The 20,876-nt window shown below is 34.5% G+C and carries 20 protein-coding genes; 15 read left to right on the plus strand and 5 right to left on the minus strand.

Features of this window, described 5'->3' with window-relative positions; all coding sequences use genetic code 11:
- Entirely contained in the window at positions 1 to 345 is a 345-nt protein-coding gene (locus AC4FRF_RS13135) for a tRNA-binding protein (RefSeq protein WP_491160011.1), read from the minus strand.
- 103 nt (positions 346 to 448) lie between these two features.
- Between AC4FRF_RS13135 and AC4FRF_RS13140 the strand changes: the two genes are divergently transcribed.
- Positions 449 to 1,006 carry a thioredoxin family protein gene (locus AC4FRF_RS13140; protein WP_491160012.1) on the plus strand — a complete coding sequence of 186 codons (558 nt, stop codon included), beginning with the start codon at positions 449 to 451 and terminating at the stop codon, positions 1,004 to 1,006.
- An 89-nt stretch (positions 1,007 to 1,095) separates the two neighbouring features.
- Positions 1,096 to 1,611, plus strand: coding sequence for a hypothetical protein (locus AC4FRF_RS13145; RefSeq protein ID WP_491160013.1), 516 nt, complete (start codon positions 1,096 to 1,098; stop codon positions 1,609 to 1,611).
- 109 nt (positions 1,612 to 1,720) lie between these two features.
- Here AC4FRF_RS13145 and AC4FRF_RS13150 read toward each other — a convergent pair whose 3' ends face one another.
- From AC4FRF_RS13150 to AC4FRF_RS13160, 3 genes are all read right to left on the minus strand, one after another.
- On the minus strand, positions 1,721 to 2,653 hold the full coding sequence (locus AC4FRF_RS13150) for a peptidylprolyl isomerase (RefSeq protein WP_491160014.1): 933 nt from the start codon (positions 2,651 to 2,653) through the stop codon (positions 1,721 to 1,723).
- Positions 2,654 to 2,696: 43 nt separating this feature from the next.
- Positions 2,697 to 3,851, minus strand: a complete 1,155-nt coding sequence (locus tag AC4FRF_RS13155; protein ID WP_491160015.1) for an MFS transporter — start codon at positions 3,849 to 3,851, stop codon at positions 2,697 to 2,699.
- Between the two features lie 157 nt (positions 3,852 to 4,008).
- On the minus strand, positions 4,009 to 4,623 hold the full coding sequence (locus AC4FRF_RS13160; RefSeq protein ID WP_491160016.1) for a murein L,D-transpeptidase catalytic domain-containing protein: 615 nt from the start codon (positions 4,621 to 4,623) through the stop codon (positions 4,009 to 4,011).
- A 242-nt stretch (positions 4,624 to 4,865) separates the two neighbouring features.
- On the opposite strand from AC4FRF_RS13160, the gene trmD reads away from it, so the two are divergent.
- The 13 genes from trmD to uvrB all read left to right on the plus strand — a co-directional run bounded on the left by trmD (position 4,866) and on the right by uvrB (position 20,202).
- Positions 4,866 to 5,546, plus strand: coding sequence for a tRNA (guanosine(37)-N1)-methyltransferase TrmD (gene trmD / locus AC4FRF_RS13165; RefSeq protein WP_491160094.1), 681 nt, complete (start codon positions 4,866 to 4,868; stop codon positions 5,544 to 5,546).
- Positions 5,547 to 5,730: 184 nt separating this feature from the next.
- On the plus strand, positions 5,731 to 6,081 hold the full coding sequence (gene rplS, locus AC4FRF_RS13170) for a 50S ribosomal protein L19 (RefSeq protein ID WP_491160017.1): 351 nt from the start codon (positions 5,731 to 5,733) through the stop codon (positions 6,079 to 6,081).
- Between the two features lie 265 nt (positions 6,082 to 6,346).
- Positions 6,347 to 8,584 (plus strand): NADP-dependent isocitrate dehydrogenase, encoded by a 2,238-nt coding sequence (locus AC4FRF_RS13175; RefSeq protein WP_491160018.1) that lies wholly within the window; start codon positions 6,347 to 6,349, stop codon positions 8,582 to 8,584.
- Positions 8,585 to 8,702: 118 nt separating this feature from the next.
- Entirely contained in the window at positions 8,703 to 9,296 is a 594-nt protein-coding gene (locus AC4FRF_RS13180) for a TetR/AcrR family transcriptional regulator (RefSeq protein WP_491160019.1), read from the plus strand.
- Positions 9,297 to 9,307: 11 nt separating this feature from the next.
- Positions 9,308 to 9,538, plus strand: a complete 231-nt coding sequence (locus tag AC4FRF_RS13185; protein WP_491160020.1) for a hypothetical protein — start codon at positions 9,308 to 9,310, stop codon at positions 9,536 to 9,538.
- Between the two features lie 3 nt (positions 9,539 to 9,541).
- Entirely contained in the window at positions 9,542 to 10,813 is a 1,272-nt protein-coding gene (locus AC4FRF_RS13190) for an MFS transporter (RefSeq protein WP_491160021.1), read from the plus strand.
- Positions 10,814 to 10,908: 95 nt separating this feature from the next.
- Positions 10,909 to 13,290, plus strand: coding sequence for a TonB-dependent receptor (locus AC4FRF_RS13195; RefSeq protein ID WP_491160022.1), 2,382 nt, complete (start codon positions 10,909 to 10,911; stop codon positions 13,288 to 13,290).
- Between the two features lie 4 nt (positions 13,291 to 13,294).
- Positions 13,295 to 14,116: a DUF4249 domain-containing protein gene (locus AC4FRF_RS13200; RefSeq protein ID WP_491160023.1), complete on the plus strand. Its 822-nt coding sequence runs from the start codon at positions 13,295 to 13,297 to the stop codon at positions 14,114 to 14,116.
- Between the two features lie 98 nt (positions 14,117 to 14,214).
- Positions 14,215 to 14,877: a thiamine diphosphokinase gene (locus AC4FRF_RS13205; RefSeq protein ID WP_491160024.1), complete on the plus strand. Its 663-nt coding sequence runs from the start codon at positions 14,215 to 14,217 to the stop codon at positions 14,875 to 14,877.
- Positions 14,878 to 15,034: 157 nt separating this feature from the next.
- Positions 15,035 to 15,994: a 23S rRNA (adenine(1618)-N(6))-methyltransferase RlmF gene (gene rlmF / locus AC4FRF_RS13210; protein WP_491160025.1), complete on the plus strand. Its 960-nt coding sequence runs from the start codon at positions 15,035 to 15,037 to the stop codon at positions 15,992 to 15,994.
- 177 nt (positions 15,995 to 16,171) lie between these two features.
- Positions 16,172 to 17,461 carry a nucleoside hydrolase-like domain-containing protein gene (locus AC4FRF_RS13215; protein ID WP_491160026.1) on the plus strand — a complete coding sequence of 430 codons (1,290 nt, stop codon included), beginning with the start codon at positions 16,172 to 16,174 and terminating at the stop codon, positions 17,459 to 17,461.
- 57 nt (positions 17,462 to 17,518) lie between these two features.
- Complete coding sequence (locus AC4FRF_RS13220; RefSeq protein ID WP_491160027.1) at positions 17,519 to 18,097, plus strand: YdeI/OmpD-associated family protein; 579 nt, start codon at positions 17,519 to 17,521, stop codon at positions 18,095 to 18,097.
- A 113-nt stretch (positions 18,098 to 18,210) separates the two neighbouring features.
- Positions 18,211 to 20,202: an excinuclease ABC subunit UvrB gene (gene uvrB / locus AC4FRF_RS13225; RefSeq protein WP_491160028.1), complete on the plus strand. Its 1,992-nt coding sequence runs from the start codon at positions 18,211 to 18,213 to the stop codon at positions 20,200 to 20,202.
- On the opposite strand, the gene AC4FRF_RS13230 is transcribed toward uvrB, so the two are convergent.
- Entirely contained in the window at positions 20,199 to 20,603 is a 405-nt protein-coding gene (locus AC4FRF_RS13230) for an excinuclease ABC subunit B (protein ID WP_491160029.1), read from the minus strand. The two genes, uvrB and AC4FRF_RS13230, sit on opposite strands and share 4 nt — an antisense overlap.
- Between the last annotated feature and the right edge of the window lie 273 nt (positions 20,604 to 20,876).

Consider the following 20,876-nt stretch of genomic DNA (forward strand, 5'->3'; position numbering starts at 1 on the left):
TTATCCTATTCGCAAGCCATTTTCAATTTTAAAATCAGGTGCTAACAGGATAACATCTCCCTCATGCCCCATTGCACCTAAAACGAGGCATTCGCTCATAAATTTGCCTATTTGTTTCTTTGGAAAATTAATTACCGCAACCACCTGACGATTTAAAAGCGTTTCTTTAGAATATCTTTTTGTGATTTGTGCCGAAGTTTTTTTAACGCCAATAGATTCTCCAAAATCAATACTTAACTGAAATGCTGGCTTTCTGGCTTCAGGAAAATCATTTACCGCAATAATTGTCCCTACATACATAGCTACTTTCTCAAATTCAGCCCAAGTCAAATTACTTTCTACCATTAAATTCAAAAAATTATAAATTCTTAATTTAGTCAAAAATAGCTTTTACGATACAAACAGCCTTCTATTTTAGTAACTTTATAGACTGAAAAAAATTAAAAAAATGGCAAGAACTCCCTCCAATATGATTGATTTAGGAACAAAAGCTCCTGAATTTTATTTAAAAGACACCAAATCTGACAACTACTATTCTTTTTCAGATTTAAAAGGAGACAAAGGAACATTGGTTTTTTTTATTTGCAATCATTGTCCATTTGTACATCATGTTATGGAAGAAGTAGTTCGCATTGCCAATGATTATCGGGTTCAGGGAATTGGTATCATTGCGATTTCAAGTAACGATGTGGTCAATTATCCGCAGGATGCTCCGGAATTAATGAGCGAATTTGCCTTTGAAAACAAATTTGAATTTCCTTATTTGTATGATGAATCACAAGAAGTAGCCAAAGCATATCAAGCAGCTTGCACTCCTGATTTTTATTTATTTGACAAACAAGACCGATTAGTTTATCGCGGACAACTGGACGATAGCCGTCCCGGAAATGGAATTCCATTAAGCGGAAGTGATTTGCGAGGCGCCATTGACAGCGTACTCTACAACCGAATTATAAATCCAGACCAAAAACCTAGTATTGGTTGTAATATTAAATGGAAAAAATAGTTTGTAGAATTCAGAAAGCAGAATTCAGAAATTAGATGTAAATATTCAAAAAAAGGAATAATATGGTAATTGAAAAAAAATTTAACAGCATGAGTTTTGAAGAATATCAATTCTATATAAAAAACCACAAAAACTACTCTGATTTCAACACTTTAGGACTTTATCGTTCAATTTCCGAGAATGAAAAAATAACCATTGAAGAAAAAATTCAGGTTCGAGATTTTGCCAATAATATTTTCCTCAAAACTTTCGAATTTCTTCAAATAAAAGATCCTTGGACTTATATTAAAGTAAAAACTTTAGGATTGGAATTAACAAATGGAGACAAAGAAAAAATTTGGAATGAAATCAGAATAAATCAAGAAAAAATACTACGCGAAAAAAGAATCAGGCACCAAAATTTCGGTGAATATTCTAAACATAATTGTGGATATGAAACTTGTCCTATGAATGGCATAATGATTAAACAAGGTTCATTCATGGCTGAATACGAAATGTGTATTGGGAACATAAATAAGTATATTCAAAAACAAAAGTCTGAGAGAAGAAAGTCTGAAAGAAAAAATGAAAGTCAAATTATAAAAAAAGAATTAGATTTAGAATAATCATCTAACATCATCTTTTAGCACTTATAAAAAAAGCGATTTTCAAATTGAAAATCGCTTTTATATTTAAACAAAACTGCATTCTAAATTCTGCTTTCTGAAATCTAAATTATTTAACGTCCATTAATTCAACGTCAAAAATCAAAGTAGCGTTTGGCGGAATTACTCCACCTGCACCACGAGAACCATATCCTAAGTGAGCCGGAATTACAAAACGCGCTTTATCTCCTACTTGCAACAAAGCAATACCTTCGTCCCATCCTTCAATTACATTTCCTTGTCCTAATGGAAATTCGATTGGTTTTTTACGTGGATAAGAACTGTCAAAAACTTTTCCATCAGGCAATTGTCCTGTATAGTGAACAGAAACTGTTTTTCCATTTTCTGCTTTTTTACCCTCACCTCTTTGGATGAATTGGTAACGCAATCCGCTTTCTGTTTTTTCAAATCCAGCTGCTAATTTTTCCATTGCTTCTTCAGCAGCAGCTTTCTCTGCTTCTAAACGTTTTTTTCTGTTTCCTTCAAAAACTCTGAAAGCTTCAACAGCATTCCATTTTTCAGCTTCTTCACCCACACGGATAATTTCCAAAGTTTCCAAAACATCACCTTGAGCCACAGCATCAACAACATCTTGTCCTTCTACTACATGACCAAAAACAGTATGTTTTCCATCTAACCAAGAAGTTGGTACGTGAGTAATAAAAAACTGAGAACCATTAGTTCCAGGCCCTGCATTAGCCATAGAAAGCACCCCTGGTTTGTCGTGTTTTAAACTTGGATGAAACTCATCGTCAAATTTATAGCCAGGATCTCCTGTACCTGAACCTAATGGACATCCACCTTGAATCATAAAATCAGGAATTACTCTGTGAAAAGTTAATCCGTCGTAATATTTTACTCCTTGAGGTTTTTTATTGTTTTCTAGATTTCCCTCTGCTAAAGCCACAAAGTTACCTACTGTTCCTGGTGTTAAATCGTGAGTTAATTTCACTAAAATCGAACCTTTAGCGGTATTGAATTTAGCATATATTCCGTTTTCCATTTTTATTATTTTTTATTGAAGTGCAAATTTACAAATTAATTTTTTATTCGTGAACGCTTTCTAACGCTTTCCGTTTGGATTGATATGTCATTCCATAAACTGCAAAAGCAAAACCCGACAACAATAAACATCCCAAAGTGACGGCCTGCCACCCGCCAAGTTTCCATAAAAGCAAACCATAAGCCGAACCAGCAGCAGTTCCTAAAAAACTAAAAGACATAAAAACCGTATTCATTCTATTTCTAGCTTCAGGCAATATAGCATAAACTCTGGTTTGATTAGAAATATGAATTCCTTGCAAACCAATATCAATAAATACTATTCCTAAAGCAATCCCAATAATATTCGTGATTGAAAAATAAAAAATCACAAAACTTAAAGCAATTAACAAACAGCCATAGCCTACCGCTACTCTTGAACCTCCTTTATCCCCTAATCTTCCCACCAAAGGAGCCGCCAAAGCTCCTGAAGCTCCTATAATTCCAAACAAACCAATAGTAGCACTATTAAATGAAAAAGGATCTGCTGACAACAACAAAACCATCGTTGTCCAAAAAGCACCAAACTGCGCAAAAGAAAACATATTAATTAAAGTAGCTTCACGCAACAAAGGCTGTTCTTTTATCAAAGTAAAAAGTGAACCAATCAACTGACCATACGAACCTTCAAAAACAGGTTTGTTGTACGGAAATTGCTTTTGGATAACTAACAATAAAAACAAACACAGTCCTGCTGCAATCCAAAACATGGCACGCCATCCTAAAACTTCTCCAATAAAACCACTTAAGGTTCGCGAAAGCAAAATACCAACTAACAAACCACTCATAATAGTTCCCACAACCTTACCTCTTTGTTCCGGTTCACTTAAAGACGCGGCCAATGGTAAAATAAGTTGAGGCACAATAGAGCTAATCCCAATTAAAAGAGACGCAATTTCTAAAACCAAAAAACTTTGTGCAGTAGCTGCAACAATCAAAGCAATCACTGTTGCAAAAGTGGTAATCAAAATTTGATTTTTCCGTTCAATTTTATCACCTAGCGGAACCATAAAAAACAAACCAATCGCGTAACCAGCTTGAGTAAGATAGGTTATAGTCCCTGCATCGGAATTAGGAATATTAAATTCACGGGCTATTAAAACAATCAAAGGTTGACAATAATACAAATTAGCCACTATCAATCCTGTGGCAAACGCCATAAAAAGGACATTTTTTTTAGATAAATACATGTAGAACAAATAAGTTTAACTTCCCTAAAACTCTTTAATTTTAAGGGACAGCAAAATTAACCATAAAGAATTTTACGAAGAAAATATTAGGAAAACTTTATAGTTTGCTAAAGCAAAAAAGAGACTATTAATAATAGATATCCAAAATGATATTAGACTTTGAATTATCAATCAACTTTTGAATTCTACTATAATAAACTTCATTAACCATTGGACAACCTAAACTATTACAGATATAAGTATTCTGTTCCTCATAAGGGACTTTATCATATTGATGCAAAACAATATTTCTTGAAAAAGCATTGCTATTTGTCGATTCCAAACCATATAATTTATAGGCTTTTCCAAAATCACCAAAATAACTTTGCCCAATATAATATTTACCCAATGAAGTGCAATAGGAATTATTTTCGTTACTAAATCTTAAATCGCTAAACATTCCTGAACCCAGTCCATGAGCTACCAGACCCTGATCGATAATCTTATCCTGAATTAAATCATAAACAAAAAAGCGATTTTTACCCGACATTATTTTCATATCCAGCAAAAAAACAATCTTATTATTAAACTTCGGATTTGATTTTAGCATCGACTTTATTGCAACAATTTGTTCGGAAATTCTTTCTTCCTTGGTTACAAATTCCAATCGACTTTCATTTTGATTTTTTTTCAAAGATTTGGAATTTACTCCAAAACCACAAAGTATTCCTATCACAAATACTCCTAATAGTATATTTTTCATTCGCAGGTTAAAATTGTATGCGGCACAAAATCAAATTCTTAATTAATTTTTTCTTTTGCACTTTGATAATAAATTTGGGACACTCAAAAATATAACTTTTTTAAATTCAAAATACATATCAAAAAAAATTAACATACTAATTTTCAAAAAATTAATCCTAAAAAAAGCTTTAATCCATATCAATTTATAAGCTCCTGAAAAAACTTTGTACATTTGTGGCTTCAAAATTTAGACAAGCACATATGCGAATTGATATTATTACTGTTTTACCTGAATTGCTACGTAGTCCATTTGAAGCTTCGATCATGAAAAGAGCTATTGATAAAGGACTGGTTGAAGTACACATCCATAATTTAAGAGATTATACCACAAACAGACAAAAAAGTGTGGATGATTATCCTTATGGTGGAGGAGCAGGAATGGTCATGACAGTACAACCTATTGACGATTGTATTACACATTTAAAAAGCCAAAGAAATTACGACGAAATCATATATATGTCTCCAGACGGAGAAACTCTGAACCAAAAAATGGCTAATACGATGTCTATGTTCGAAAACATTATCATTTTATGTGGACATTATAAAGGAGTAGATCAAAGAGTTCGCGACCATTTTATCACTAAAGAAATTTCGATTGGTGATTATGTATTGAGCGGAGGTGAATTAGGTGCATTAGTACTATCAGACGCTTTAATCCGATTGATTCCGGGAGTTTTAAGCGATGAAACCTCAGCATTGACTGATAGTTTTCAAGATAATTTGTTATCAGGTCCTATATACACTAGACCTGCCGACTATAAAGGATGGAAAGTTCCCGAAGTACTAACCAGTGGAAACTTCGCAAAAATTGACAAATGGCGCGAAGACATGGCTTATGAACATACTAAAAACAGAAGACCGGATTTATTGGAAGAAAGTTAAAAGTTATAGGTTAAGAGTTATATCTCTAACTCTTAACCTATAACTCATTTTTTTTAACGAAAATATTTCACAACTCATAACTGATAACTCATAACTTTTTTTTATTTTTGCACCCACATTTGATTAACCTCTGGCGATACCCGTGAATGTTGATCCGATTTTAAACAAAAAATTAGCAATTAAAATGGCAAATTTAGTAGATTTCGTTAATAACGAATTTGTTACAAGAAAAGATTTCCCTGAATTCGGAGCTGGAGACACAATCACAGTTTACTATGAAATTAAAGAGGGTGAAAAAACAAGAACTCAGTTCTTTAAAGGAGTTGTAATCCAAAGAAGAGGTAGTGGAACTACTGAAACTTTTACAATTCGTAAAATGTCAGGTTCAGTAGGTGTTGAGCGTATCTTCCCTATCAACTTACCAGCTTTACAAAAAATTGAAATCAATAAGAAAGGTGCTGTACGTAGAGCTAGAATTTTCTACTTCAGAGAACTTACTGGTAAAAAAGCAAAAATTAAAGACAAAAGAAGATAATTTTTTATCTCTTTATCATAAAAGTCTCGACAATGTCGAGACTTTTTTTTTACAAAACCATATTAAAACAAAGACAAGTCATCAAAATCTCTTAAAAAAAATAACATTTTACAAGCTTGTCGTTAGTTATCCCATAATTCAGCTATTTCTATAACAAACAAGACTGTATTTTAGTCTGATTTACATATCTTTGCACCGCTTTATTCAAAGCAAACAATACATTTCATATTCTTCCTTAAAGAATTACGATTATAAAATAAAAAAAATGACACAAAAATCAAAGATTGTTTACACATTAACTGACGAAGCACCTTTGTTAGCTACTTATTCGTTTTTACCTATCGTTGAAGCTTTTACTGCTACTGCAGGAATCGAAATTGAAACAGAAGACATTTCAGTTGCCGCTCGTATTCTTGCTAATTTTCCTGAGTTTTTAACTGAGGAGCAAAGAGTAAAAGATTCATTGGCTGAATTAGGAAAACTAGCTACTGCTCCAGAAGCAAACATCATCAAATTACCAAACGTTTCTGCATCTGTTCCTCAATTAAAAGGAGCTATTGCTGAATTACAAGCACACGGATATGCGGTTCCTAACTACCCAGAGGCTCCACAAAACGATGCTGATGCAGCAATAAAAGCAAAATATGCTAAAATATTAGGTTCGGCAGTAAACCCGGTTTTACGTGAAGGAAACTCTGATCGTAGAGCACCGAAAGCTGTAAAAAACTACGCTAAAGCAAATCCACATTCAATGGGCGCTTGGTCTGCTGATTCAAAAACAGCAGTTGCTTCTATGGAAAGTGGAGATTTCTACGGAAGCGAGCAATCACTTACGGTAGCTGATGCTACTGATGTAAAAATCGAATTTGTTGGACAAGACGGAACAACTACTGTTCTTAAAGCAAGTACTCCATTAAAAGCAGGTGAAATTATTGATAGTTCTGTAATGCACTTAAACGCTTTAAAATCTTTTGTTGCTAAAACAATTGCTGAAGCTAAAGCTAAAGGAGTTTTACTTTCTGTTCACCTGAAAGCGACTATGATGAAGGTTTCTGACCCAATCATCTTTGGCGCTATCGTTGAAGTTTATTTCAAAGATGTTTTCGAAAAATACGCTGCTTTATTTGCTGAATTAGGAGTAAACACTAAAAACGGCTTAGGTGATGTCTATGCTAAAATTGCAGGTAACGCACAAGAAGCAGAAGTAAAAGCTGCTATCGATCAGGCAATTGCAAACGGACCAGCTCTTGCTATGGTAAATTCAGACAAAGGAATCACTAACCTTCACGTACCATCAGATGTAATTGTAGATGCTTCTATGCCAGCTATGATTCGTACTTCTGGACAAATGTGGAACAAAGAAGGAAAACCACAAGATACTATCGCTATTATTCCAGACCGTTCTTATGCTGGAGTTTATACTGCTACTATTGATTTCTGTAAAAAACACGGCGCTTTTAACCCAACTACAATGGGATCAGTTCCAAACGTAGGTTTGATGGCCCAAAAAGCTGAAGAATATGGTTCTCATGACAAAACATTCCAAATGTCAGCTAACGGAGTTGTTCGCGTTGTTGATACAAACGGAACTGTTTTAATGGAACAAGCTGTTGAAGCTAATGATATTTTCAGAATGTGTCAAGCAAAAGACGCTCCTATTCAGGACTGGGTAAAACTGGCTGTAAACAGAGCACGTCTATCCGATACTTCTGCTGTTTTTTGGTTAGACGAAAACAGAGCTCACGACAGACAATTAATCGAAAAAGTAAACCTATACTTAAAAGATTACGATACAACTGGATTAGACATCCGTATCTTAAACCCAATTGCTGCAACTGAATTTACTTGCGAAAGACTTATAAAAGGATTAGATACGATTTCAGTTACCGGAAACGTATTACGCGACTACCTTACTGACTTATTCCCTATCTTAGAGGTTGGAACTTCTGCTAAAATGTTATCTATCGTTCCATTAATGAACGGTGGCGGATTGTTCGAAACGGGTGCAGGTGGATCAGCTCCTAAACATGTTGAACAATTTGTAACTGAAGGTTACTTACGTTGGGATTCCTTAGGAGAATTTTTAGCTTTAGGTGCATCTTTAGAACATTTAGGACAAAGTTTAAACAATGAAAAAGCAATTGTTCTTTCTGAAACTTTAGATCAGGCAAATGATGCTTTCTTGCAAAACGATAAATCTCCGGCTAGAAAAGTAGGCCAAATTGACAACCGTGGTTCTCACTTTTATTTAGCCTTATATTGGGCTCAAGCATTAGCTGCTCAAGATAAAGATGCTGATTTAAAAGCTATCTTTACTCCTATTGCAAAAGAACTTTCTGAAAACGAAGCTAAAATTGATGCTGAATTAATCGGCGCTCAAGGAAAAGCTCAGGAAATTGGAGGTTACTACCAACCAAATCCAGCTTTAGTAAGCAAAGCGATGCGTCCTAGTGTAACTTTAAATACTATTTTAGATAAAATTACCACCTTAAAAACGGCTTAATTTTTTCTTATCATATATCCAAAGACAATTCGAAAGGGTTGTCTTTTTTTTTGCTTTTTATTTATAAATAAACGAACATTCATTTATAATTAATACATTTGTTGCAAGAATTAAAACCATGAGAACCAGAGATAGTCAAAAAGAAGAAATTGTAAAACAAAAAGCCATTGAATTGTTGGTCGAGAAAGGCATTGAAGGTTTTAGCATGAATCGATTAGCTAAAGAAAGTAAGATTTCCGTAGCTACCTTGTACATCTACTATTCCGACAAAGATGAATTAATCAAAAAAATTGGGATCGAAATTGGAAAAAAATTCTTCAGCGAAATGGCTAAGGATTTCTCTCCTACAATGTCTTTCAAAGAGGGATTATACAAACAATGGGAAAACAGAAGTTTTTTTACCCAAGAATTCCCCATGGAGGTAAGTTGTTGGGAAGTATTGACTCATTCCAGTTATAGCGAATCCATTTTAGATGAAAGTTTGACCGAATTTAAAATTATAATGGGAACGTTTTTTAAAAATGCAATTGATCGAAAAGAACTCATCCCTACAATTTCCAAAGAAGTATTCTGGAGTATAGCCTATGGTCCTTTATACTCTTTACTTCGATTTGAAAGAGATGGAAAAAATTTTGGCGGAGGCCCATTTAAACTCAACAAAAAAATTACAGACGAAACATTTCAGTTAGTCCTAAAAGCATTAACACCTTAAACTAAAAACGTATGGAAACGAATAGCAATACTATTTTGATTTTTGGAACTAATATCAAAACCGAGAAAGATAGAGCCATAGTAAGCCCCGTATTGAATGCTCATCCTGAAATTGAACAATGGCATATTGATTTAGAAGATATCGATTCTGTTTTACGTATTGAAACCAAAACATTAAATACGGAACAAGTAATAAAAATAATAACAGAACAAGATTACAAATGTTCTGAACTAAATGAATAAGTTATGAAAAAAAACACCTCACATAGCATCCCATTTACCTCTTACCAAAAATTTGCAATTTTTATTTTAGCCATCACTCAATTTACAGTCATATTAGATTTCATGGTCATGTCGCCTTTAGGAGATATTTTAATGAAATCAATGCAAATAAAACCTTCACATTTTGGATTAGTTGTTTCGGCTTATGCTTTCAGTGCAGGAATATCAGGTTTATTAACTGCTGGGTTCGCAGATAAATTTGATCGTAAAAAGTTATTGCTTTTTTTCTATACAGGATTTATCCTAGGAACTATTTTGTGCGGATTGGTCACTTCATATCCTTTGTTAGTTGCAGCAAGAATTATTACAGGATTATTTGGCGGTGTCATCGGATCGATTTCAATGGCCATTGTAACCGATTTATTTTCGATGCAACAAAGAGGTCGTGTCATGGGATTTATCCAAATGGCTTTTGGCGCAAGCCAAATCTTTGGTATCCCGCTCGGTCTTTATATTGCTACAACCTGGGATTGGCACGCTCCTTTTTTATGGGTAGCAGTCATGGCAATAGCAATAGCTGTTTTAATTGCTTTAAAATTAAAGCCTCTTACAGAACATTTAGCCATTCAAAAAGAGAAATCACCACTCCAACATTTATTTCATACCATTAGCAAAAAAGAATATCGTATCGGTTTTGCGGCAACAGCTATTCTTTCTATTGGAGGTTTTATGCTGATGCCCTTCGGTAGTGCTTTTGCTATTAATAATCTAAAAATAACCGAAGAACAACTTCCTTTAATCTTCATGATTGCTGGCTTATCGACCTTAATTATTATGCCAGTTATTGGAAAACTGAGTGACAAAATTGATAAATTCAAAATTTTTACCGCCGCAACTATCTGGACCATTTTTACAGTTGCTATTTACACCAATTTAGGAGAAACGCCATTCTTATTAGTCGCTTTAATTAATGTGATTATGATGATGGGAGTTATGAGTCGAATGGTTCCTTCCACAGCTTTGGTTACCTCGGTTCCTGATAAAGAAGACAGAGGCGCTTTTATGAGTATCAACTCTTCATTACAACAAATTTCAGGAGGAATTGCTGCTGCCTTCGCGGGGACAATTGTGACACAAAAAGACAATTTCAGCCCATTAGAACACTACAATACCTTAGGATATATCATTATTGGGATTTCCTGTCTGTCCATTGTTTTACTGAGTCGAGTAAACCAACATTTAAAAAAGAATCCGGAACAGGAATCAGAATCACTATTAACGGTTTCTGAAGTATAAATAAGAACAAGCTCACAATAATAAGTATAAATTAACAGTTGTTCAGTTGATATTCCTTTGCAAATAATTGACATTTGCATTACAAATTTTCTAAAATGAATTCAAAAAAAATCAGTTTTCTTTTTGTCCTTTTATTTATCAGCACCACTATTTTTGCTCAGGAAAAATTTACCTTAAGCGGAGTTATCACTGACGCTAAAAACAATGAAACTCTAATAGGTGTCAATATCTATTTTCCAGACTTAAAAATTGGGACTACTACTAATGAATATGGTTTTTATTCTATTAGTGTACCAAAAGGAAACCAAAAAATACTCATTAGTTATATAGGATATCAAAACACTGAACAGACTATTTCTTTGATTCAAAGTACCAAAAGGAATTGGGCTCTTACTGAAAACGGAGAGCTATTGAATGAAGTGATAATCACTGACAATCATGGTCGCGCGAATACTAGAACTCCTGAAATGAGTGTAAACAAAATGGCTATGTCTACCATTAAAAAAATGCCTGTTGTTTTAGGAGAAGTCGATGTTATTAAATCTATTTTGCTTTTGCCTGGAGTTACAAATGCTGGCGAAGGAGCATCCGGTTTTAATGTTCGTGGCGGTGGTGCCGATCAAAATTTGATTCTTCTTGACGAAGCTACTATTTACAATTCGTCCCATGTTTTTGGTTTTTTCTCTGTATTTAACCCCGATGCTATCAAGGATTTAAAATTGTATAAAGGAGGAATTCCGGCTCGTTTTGGCGGAAGAGCTTCTTCGGTTTTAGACATTTATCAAAAAGATGGAAATAGCAATGATTTCCATATGAATGGCGGAATTGGTTTAATTTCAAGTCGACTGCTTGCCGAAGGTCCAATTGTTAAAGATCGTGGTTCTTTTTTAATTGGCGGAAGAGCTTCTTATGCTCATTTGTTCCTAAAACTTTCACCGGAACAAAAAGACAATTCGGCCTATTTTTATGATTTAAACACCAAATTGAGCTATAAAATAAACGACAACAATAACCTTTATTTGTCGGGTTATTTTGGTCGTGATGTGTTTGCTATCAATCAAAGTTTTAGCAATACTTATGGAAATACAACATTGAATTTACGCTGGAATCATTTGTTCTCTGATAAATTATTTTCAAATTTCTCCCTGATTTACAGCGATTACTACTACGGACTGGATTTAGATTTTGTAGGTTTCAATTGGGATTCGGGGATTAAGAACTACAACATCAAATATGATTTTAAGAATTACATCTCCGAAAAATTCAAGTTAAATTACGGTGCCAATGCTATTTATTACAATTTTAATCCAGGAACCATCAAACCTTCTAGTGCCGATTCTGGAATCAACCCTGATCAATTAGACCGAAAATATGCTTTTGAACCCGCACTATACATCGAAGCTGAAAACAAGCTTACTAAAAAAATAAGTCTGGCGTATGGATTGCGTTATAGTCTGTTTTATCGTTTAGGAAATTCGACCATCAATCGATACGACAACAACAATCCGGTACACTTTAATTCAGATTTACAGATATACGAAAAAGCGACACCTATAGGCAGTACTTATTACGGCAAAAACAAAACCATTAAAAGTTTCAACAATCTAGAACCACGTTTTGCGATTTCTTATCAACTAGACGATGATCAGGCAATTAAAGCTAGCTATAACCGCATGTTGCAATATTTACAATTGGTTTCTAATACTGCTTCGCCTACTCCATTGGATGTATGGATGCCGAGTGACAATTACATCAAACCACAAATTGCAGATCAGGTTGCTATTGGTTACTTTAAAAATATTCGCAATGGCGATTATGCTATTGAAATAGAAAGCTATTACAAGAAAATCCAAAACCGAATGGACTACATTGATGGCGCCGATTTGATTGCAAATGACGCCATTGAACAAGTAGTGCTAAATGGTAGAATGCGTTCGTATGGTTTAGAAATGATGTTCAAGAAAAACGAAGGTCGCTTAAACGGTTGGATTTCTTATACCTTATCGCGCTCTGAACAACAAACACCGGGTAGAACTCCTGAAGAAATAGGAATTAATTACGGAAAATGGTACAATTCGGCCTATGACAAAACACATAATTTAGCCATAACATCTGCCTATCATTTGAATGAAAAATGGGATTTTGGAGCCAATTTTATTTTGCAGTCCGGACAACCTGTAACTTATCCTGATGGCAAATATAATTATTTAGGTGTAGATGTTCCTAGTTATGGTTTACGAAACGCAAATCGTTTACCTACCTACCATCATCTGGATATTTCAGCAACTTTAACGCCAACTAAAAACAAAGATAGAAACTGGAAAGGCGAATGGGTTTTTAGTATTTACAATTTGTACAACAGACAAAATGCAGCTTCTATGAATTTTAGACAAAATACAGACACTGGCGCTAATGAAGCCGTAAAAACTTCCATTTTTGGAATCGTACCAGCGGTGAGTTATAATTTTAAATTTTAAAAATATGAAAAAAATATTTTTACCATTCTTTATTCTTCTTATCTGCTTATTCACAAGTTGCGAAGAAGTAGTCGATTTAAAATTAGACACCGCTCCTCCACGCTTAGTGGTAGACGCATCAATTGTATGGATAAAAGGCAGCACTGGAAAAGCCCAAAAAATAAAATTAACGACCACAACCTCCTATTATAATACCGAAATCCCTATTGTTACCGGCGCAAAAGTAACCATTAACAACAGCGAAAATACCGTTTTTACTTTTGACGAAATTCCTGAAACAGGTGAATATGCCTGTACCAATTTTGTCCCTAAAATAGGCGAAACCTATACACTAACTATCATTTACAATGAAGAAACCTATACCGGAACAGAAACCTTTCAATCCTTAGCGCCTATTACCCGAATAGAGCAAAACAACAATGGCGGTTTTACAGGAAAAGACATCGAAATCAAAGCTTATTTTAATGATCCTGATAACATAGACAACTACTATTTATACCGTTACCAATACTCAAACCAAGCCACAGTAAATTATAATGCAGATGAAGATAAGTTCTTTCAAGGAAATGAATTTTTTAGTCGATCTCAAAATGATGAACTAAAAACTGGTGATGCAATTGAATTGACTCATATGGGGATTTCTAAAGAATACTACAACTACATGACAATTTTAATTGGAATAATAGGTAACAATTCAGGCGGCCCTTTTCAAACTCCACCAGCAACGGTTAGAGGAAATATTAAAAACCTAACAAATCCACAAAACTATCCTTTAGGGTATTTTGCATTAGGAGAAACAGACATGCGCCATTATGAGATCCAATAATTTTAGATTCTATTAAAAGCTACTAAACACAGCGAATCTGTGGCAGAAAAAATAGCTATATTTGTTAACTCAATACCGAACTCTAAATCTATACTCCTTTGTCATCACATCATATAGTTCGCGACGATCAAGAACCTGCTTTAATTATAGCCAATGGCGCTGCTTGCAATCCTGAATTATTAGGACAATTACTGGAATGGTCTCCGCTAGTAATTGTATTAGATTCAGCCATAGAACGTGTTATGGAGTTAGATATCAAAGTAGATGTTCTTTTAGGTGATTTTGACCGCGATTTTGACCCAAATTATTACAAAGAGAAACAATATCCACTAGAAATTATCCATACTCCTGACCAAGACAAAACCGATTTAGAAAAAGCTTTTGATTATTTGTACGAAAGAAAAATCCCTGCGGTAAATGTGGTTTGGGCTACCGGAAGACGCGCCGATCATACCATTACGAATCTGACCAATATTGTACGCTATCGAGACAAACTAAAAATTGTAATCCTAGACGATCATTCTAAAGTATTTTTATTGCCTCGAAGATTCGAAAAATGGTATACTGCCAACACTCCAATTTCCTTAATTCCAATAGGACACGTGAGCGGAATTCATTCCGAAAACCTATTTTACCCATTAAAAGATGACAGTCTTACCATTGGTTATCGTACAGGGAGCAGCAATCATGTGGCACAAGATGGTTTGGTTGTAATTGAACACCAAGAAGGCGATTTATTACTGATGGAATGTATGGATTAATGCATTTACAATAAAAAGAATGATGGATTTTCTATCAAAACTCCCATTTCTTATTTTGAATAATAAAATATCCCTAACAAATTCAAAGACAAACAACTAAGCATTGCCATTCATAAATAAAAACCCTACCTTTGCAAAAAATTAAGCTCTCCTTAAAATGGCAGTAATTACTGAAAAATCAAACTTACACCCACGAAATTTACATCGTTCCCGTTATGATTTTGAACAACTTATAGCAAGTTGCCCTGAATTAAAACCTTTTGTTTTCATTAACGAACACAAAATAGAGAGCATAGATTTCAGTAATCCTGATGCGGTAAAATGCCTTAACAAAAGCTTATTAATTTACTTTTACGACATTAAAAACTGGGATATCCCTAAAGATTACCTTTGCCCACCCATTCCTGGCAGAACTGATTACATCCATTATCTTGCCGATTTATTAGCGGAAAGTAATGGCGGAGTTGTACCCACAGGAGACGAAGTAGAAGGTTTAGATATAGGCGTTGGAGCTAATTGTATCTATCCTATTATTGGTAATAAAATTTACGGATGGAGCTTTGTTGGAACTGATATTGACGAAAAAGCCTTAAATAATTGCAGTAAAATAATCGAAGCGAATCCTGAATTGATTGATGCCATTAGCTTACAACTACAGCTGGAGCCGAGATTTATTTTTAAAAACATCATCACTCCCGAAGATAAATTTGCATTTACCATTTGCAATCCTCCATTCCATAAATCAGCAGAAGAAGCAAGCAAAGGTAGCCTGAGAAAAGTAAATAATTTAGCTGATAAAAAAAACACTAAAGCCATTTTGAATTTTGGTGGGCAAAATAGCGAATTATGGTGCGATGGTGGCGAACTGGGCTTTATTACCCAAATGATTTATGAAAGTGCACGCTACCCCATGCAGTGCCTTTGGTTTACCACACTTGTTTCTAAACATTCACACCTTAAAAGTTTATACAAAACCTTAAACAAGGTCAACGCTGCTCAAATTAGAACCATCGACATGACACAAGGACAAAAAACAAGTCGCATACTAGCCTGGTCTTTCCTGACCGAAACCCAACAACAAGACTGGGAATTTGAGATAAAGCAGCCTCTTTTTTAATAAATAATTTTTTATTATTTTCTTTTACTTTCTTTTTATTTCTTTTTATTTCTTTTGTTTGTTTTTTTTATCTAAAAAAAATATCTTTAACGCATCTGTTTTTCAATTAAACAGTTTTTAATTGAAGCATTAGTCAACTAGAAAAAAACCAACATCGATTATAAACAAAAAAGAATTATGAAAAAGCTGTTTTTACTGGCATTTATTTGTTTGACCCAATTTTCAATTGTAGCACAAAATCCGACACCTACAAAACCCAGGGTACTTATAAGTACTGATATTGGAGGTACCGATCCTGATGACAATCAGTCCATGACGCATTTATTCATATACAGTGATTTGTTTCAATTAGAAGGTTTGGTTTCATCTCCTTCCTATGGCAACGGAAATAAAGAAGAGATTCTTAGAATGATTGACCTTTACGAAAAGGATCTTCCAAAACTGAAAAAACACAATAAAAAACTGGCTCAGCCAAAATACCTCCGCTCCATTACCAAACAGGGGCTTAAAAGAAATGCTCCCTTTTCAGGATTCACCAAAGCAACCGAAGGTTCCGATTGGATCATTAAATGTGCCAAAAAACAAAGCGATCAACCCTTATGGGTTTTAGGTTGGGGCGGTCTTGAAGATATTGCACAAGCCTTGCACGATGCACCTGAAATTCAGAATAAAATCAAAATATACTGGATAGGCGGACCCAACAAAAAATGGAGCGCTAACAGCTATGCCTACATCGTAAAAAACTTTCCTAATTTGTTCTTTATCGAAGTAAACTCTAGTTATTACGGATTCTTTTCTCACAATAACGAACCCGATACCGTTAAAACCTCTGACTATTTTGACACCGTTATTCAGGGAGCAGGCCATCTGGGAAAAGACTTTAAAAGCTATTATAACGGAGAAATCAAAATGGGTGACTCCCCTTCTCTATTTTACCTAATGGATGGAAATCCTGATAATCCAGGCAGAGAAAGCTGGGGAGGCAGCTTTGAAAAAATAACGCATAGCCCTAGAACTATCTACCACGGTACAACAACTCTAAAAGACACTGTTGCTTATTGTTCCATTATTGAAATGCATTTAAAAGGCCCAAAAAAAGAACTTCCTATCAATACTGTTTGTTTTACTATGGAAATACCATACGGGAATAATATCCAAAAATGGTCTGGTTACTATTTAGGAAATGGCGATTATGCCATAAGATACATTCCTAAAAAAGCAGAAAACATACATTATCAAATTCGTTCCGAAATTGCCGAACTCAATGGTCTTGAAGGCGATATTGTAGTGACTAATTTATGGCCTGGCAAACAACAAAAAGACAGTTATATTTTAGGTAACAACTGGTACAGTGACAAATCAGACAGCTCTTTATTTGATGGAAAAATTCAAGGCGGAAAAACCATTCTAAAATGGCGTAATGCTATCCTAGAAGATTGGGCTAAACGATGGAGTTGGCTAAAATAATTTAATGATTAACTTTTTTTTTCGAGCTCGAATAGTAACTTTAACATTAAAAAAATTATGAATCCTAAAGTAGCCCAATTTTTAAGCAAAGCAAAAAAGTGGCAAGACGAAATGACACTGCTAAGAGAAATAATTATGGAATGCGCACTAGAGGAAGATTTCAAATGGATGCATCCTTGCTACACCCAAGATAACGCTAACGTGGTATTAATTCACGGTTTCAAAGACTATTGTGCTTTACTGTTTTTCAAGGGAGTTTTAATGAAAGACGAGAAAAAAATTCTAATTCAACAAACAGAAAACGTTCAGGACCGAAGACAACTTCGATTTAAAAATGTGGAAGAAATTGAAAAATTAGAATCAGTTATCAAAGAATACATACAGGAAGCGATTGCTATAGAAAAAGCAGGTTTAAAAGTCGTAATGAAAACTACCGCAGAATTCCATATGCCAGAAGAATTCCAGACTGTTTTAGATGATATGCCTGAACTAAAAAAAGCGTTCCAAACTTTAACTCCTGGTCGTCAAAAAGCCTATTTATTATATTTTTCTTCGGCCAAACAAGCTAAAACCCGCGAAGCCCGCATTGAAAAACACCTTGAAAAAATTCTTAGCGGAAAAGGACTAGATGATTAACTAATAGACAATGTTTCGTTCTATTGTAGCTCAACATAGCTTTAACAACAATTAAAACAGATTGCCAATAAACTTTGTAACTTTGCAACTTCAAACTTTGCAACAAAAAACAAATGAATTTCCAAGTCGTATCGGATTACAAACCAATGGGAGACCAACCCCAAGCTATTGACAAACTCTCGCAAGGTATCATAGATGGCGAAAAGTTTCAAACACTTTTAGGGGTTACGGGTTCCGGAAAAACCTTTACAGTAGCAAATGTTATTCAGGAAGTACAACGTCCAACTTTAGTTTTGGCACACAACAAAACCCTGGCAGCTCAGTTGTATTCGGAATTCAAACAGTTTTTCCCTAATAATGCGGTAGAGTATTTCGTTTCCTACTACGATTATTACCAACCCGAAGCATTTATGCCGGTTACAGGGGTTTTTATCGAAAAAGATTTATCTATCAACGAAGAGTTGGAAAAAATGCGTTTAAGCACCACTTCTTCCCTACTTTCTGGTCGTAGAGACATTCTTGTGGTAGCTTCAGTTTCTTGTTTGTACGGTATCGGAAACCCTGTCGAATTTCAAAAAAATGTCATTGCATTAGAAAGAGATCAGGAAATTTCCAGAACCAAATTATTGCATAGTTTAGTGCAAAGTTTGTATTCCAGAACCGAAGCCGATTTTACACCTGGTAATTTCAGAATCAAAGGGGATACCGTGGAAATTTTCCCAAGTTATGCAGATGATGCCTATCGGATTCACTTTTTTGGTGATGAAATCGAGGAAATTGAAAGCTTTGATGTTCAAACAGCTCAAGTGATTGAACGATTTGAAAAACTCACTATTTATCCAGCCAATATGTTCGTGACTTCTCCAGATGTGCTACAAGGCGCTATTTGGGAAATTCAGCAAGATTTAGTTAAACAAGTAGATTATTTTAAAGAAATAGGCAAACATCTGGAAGCCAAAAGACTGGAAGAACGAACTAATTTCGACTTAGAAATGATTCGCGAATTGGGTTATTGTTCCGGTATCGAAAATTATTCCCGTTATCTGGACGGCAGATTGGCCGGAACACGTCCTTTCTGTTTATTGGATTATTTCCCAAAAGATTATTTAATGGTGGTGGACGAAAGCCACGTAACGCTTTCTCAGGTTCATGCTATGTATGGAGGAGATAGAAGTAGAAAAGAAAACTTAGTGGAATATGGTTTCCGTTTGCCAGCGGCAATGGACAACCGTCCTTTAAAGTTTGACGAATTTGAAGCCATGCAAAACCAAGTCATTTATGTATCAGCAACACCAGCGGATTATGAATTACAAAAATGCGATGGGGTTTATGTAGAACAAGTAATTCGTCCTACTGGATTATTGGATCCAATTATCGAAATTCGTCCCAGTTTGAATCAAATTGATGATTTAATTGAGGAAATCCAACAACGTTGTGAGCTAGACGAACGTGTTTTGGTGACGACTTTAACCAAAAGAATGGCGGAAGAACTGGCCAAATATTTGACTAAAGTCAGCATCCGTTGTCGTTACATTCACTCTGATGTAGATACTCTGGAACGTATTGAAATCATGCAGGATTTACGAAAAGGAATTTTTGATGTTTTAATTGGAGTCAACTTATTACGTGAAGGACTGGATTTACCTGAAGTTTCCCTTGTAGCTATTTTAGATGCTGACAAAGAAGGTTTCTTGCGTTCGCATCGTTCGTTGACGCAAACTATTGGTCGTGCAGCACGTAACTTAAATGGAAAAGCTATTATGTATGCCGATAAAATTACAGATAGCATGCAAAAAACAATTGACGAAACCAATTATCGCAGAACAAAACAGATTAATTTCAATACCGCTAACAACATCGTTCCGCAAGCATTGAATAAGAAAATAGACAGTGCCTTTACTAAAAACCCACTGGTGGAATACGAATTGGGTCACACTATGAATTCGGCTGCAGAATTAGTTACCGAATACTTATCTAAAGACGAAATTGAAAAACGCATTCGTGAGAAACGAAAATCAATGGAAAAAGCCGCAAAAGAACTGGACTTTATGCAAGCCGCAAAATTACGAGATGAAATAAAAAAATTACAAGAACAACTGGCTTAATATTCAGTTTCTTCGTGAAAAATATTCCATAATACTTCGTCTGGTATAACATTGTTTGGAGCATTTTTAACCTTTTTCATTAAAATTCTAATTGCATCAATATCTAATCCCATACTAATAGCGATATGAACTATTAAATCAGGATCTTGTTTATACAAAACACCATCATTCTGAAAAAAGACCACCAACTGATAAAACTGTTTGATTCGGTTCAATTTCATATTCTCTGGCAACTTTGGTAATTCCTGACTCAATAAGTCAATAAACCCTCCTTTTTCAAAATTCAATTCATTAGCAATTAGAAATAAAAAATCATAGCCTTTTTTACTCAATTGACCATCAACTGTCGCAAAAGCAATCATCTCTAAAAGCAATTTCTTTTTTTCTTCACAAGTATCCATATCGTAAATAATTTTAGCTAAAATATCATTTTTTATGATAATATCCCAAAGAAATACCGATAATTAAACAATTTAATTGAAAAATCATATTTTTTTTTCAACATAAAAAAGCAAAAAAAGACTTAAAAATCACAAGATGTTGCATTTCGTCGATTTAAATACGTAGTTCAAAAATCCTGTTTTTACAGAATACTTTTTTATGACTATGCTTTTTTATTATATCTGCAAAATGAGATTAAAATAATCCGAAAATAAAAATTCTTCATCTGTAGT

It is taken from the genome of Flavobacterium sp. ST-158 (assembly GCF_058309975.1).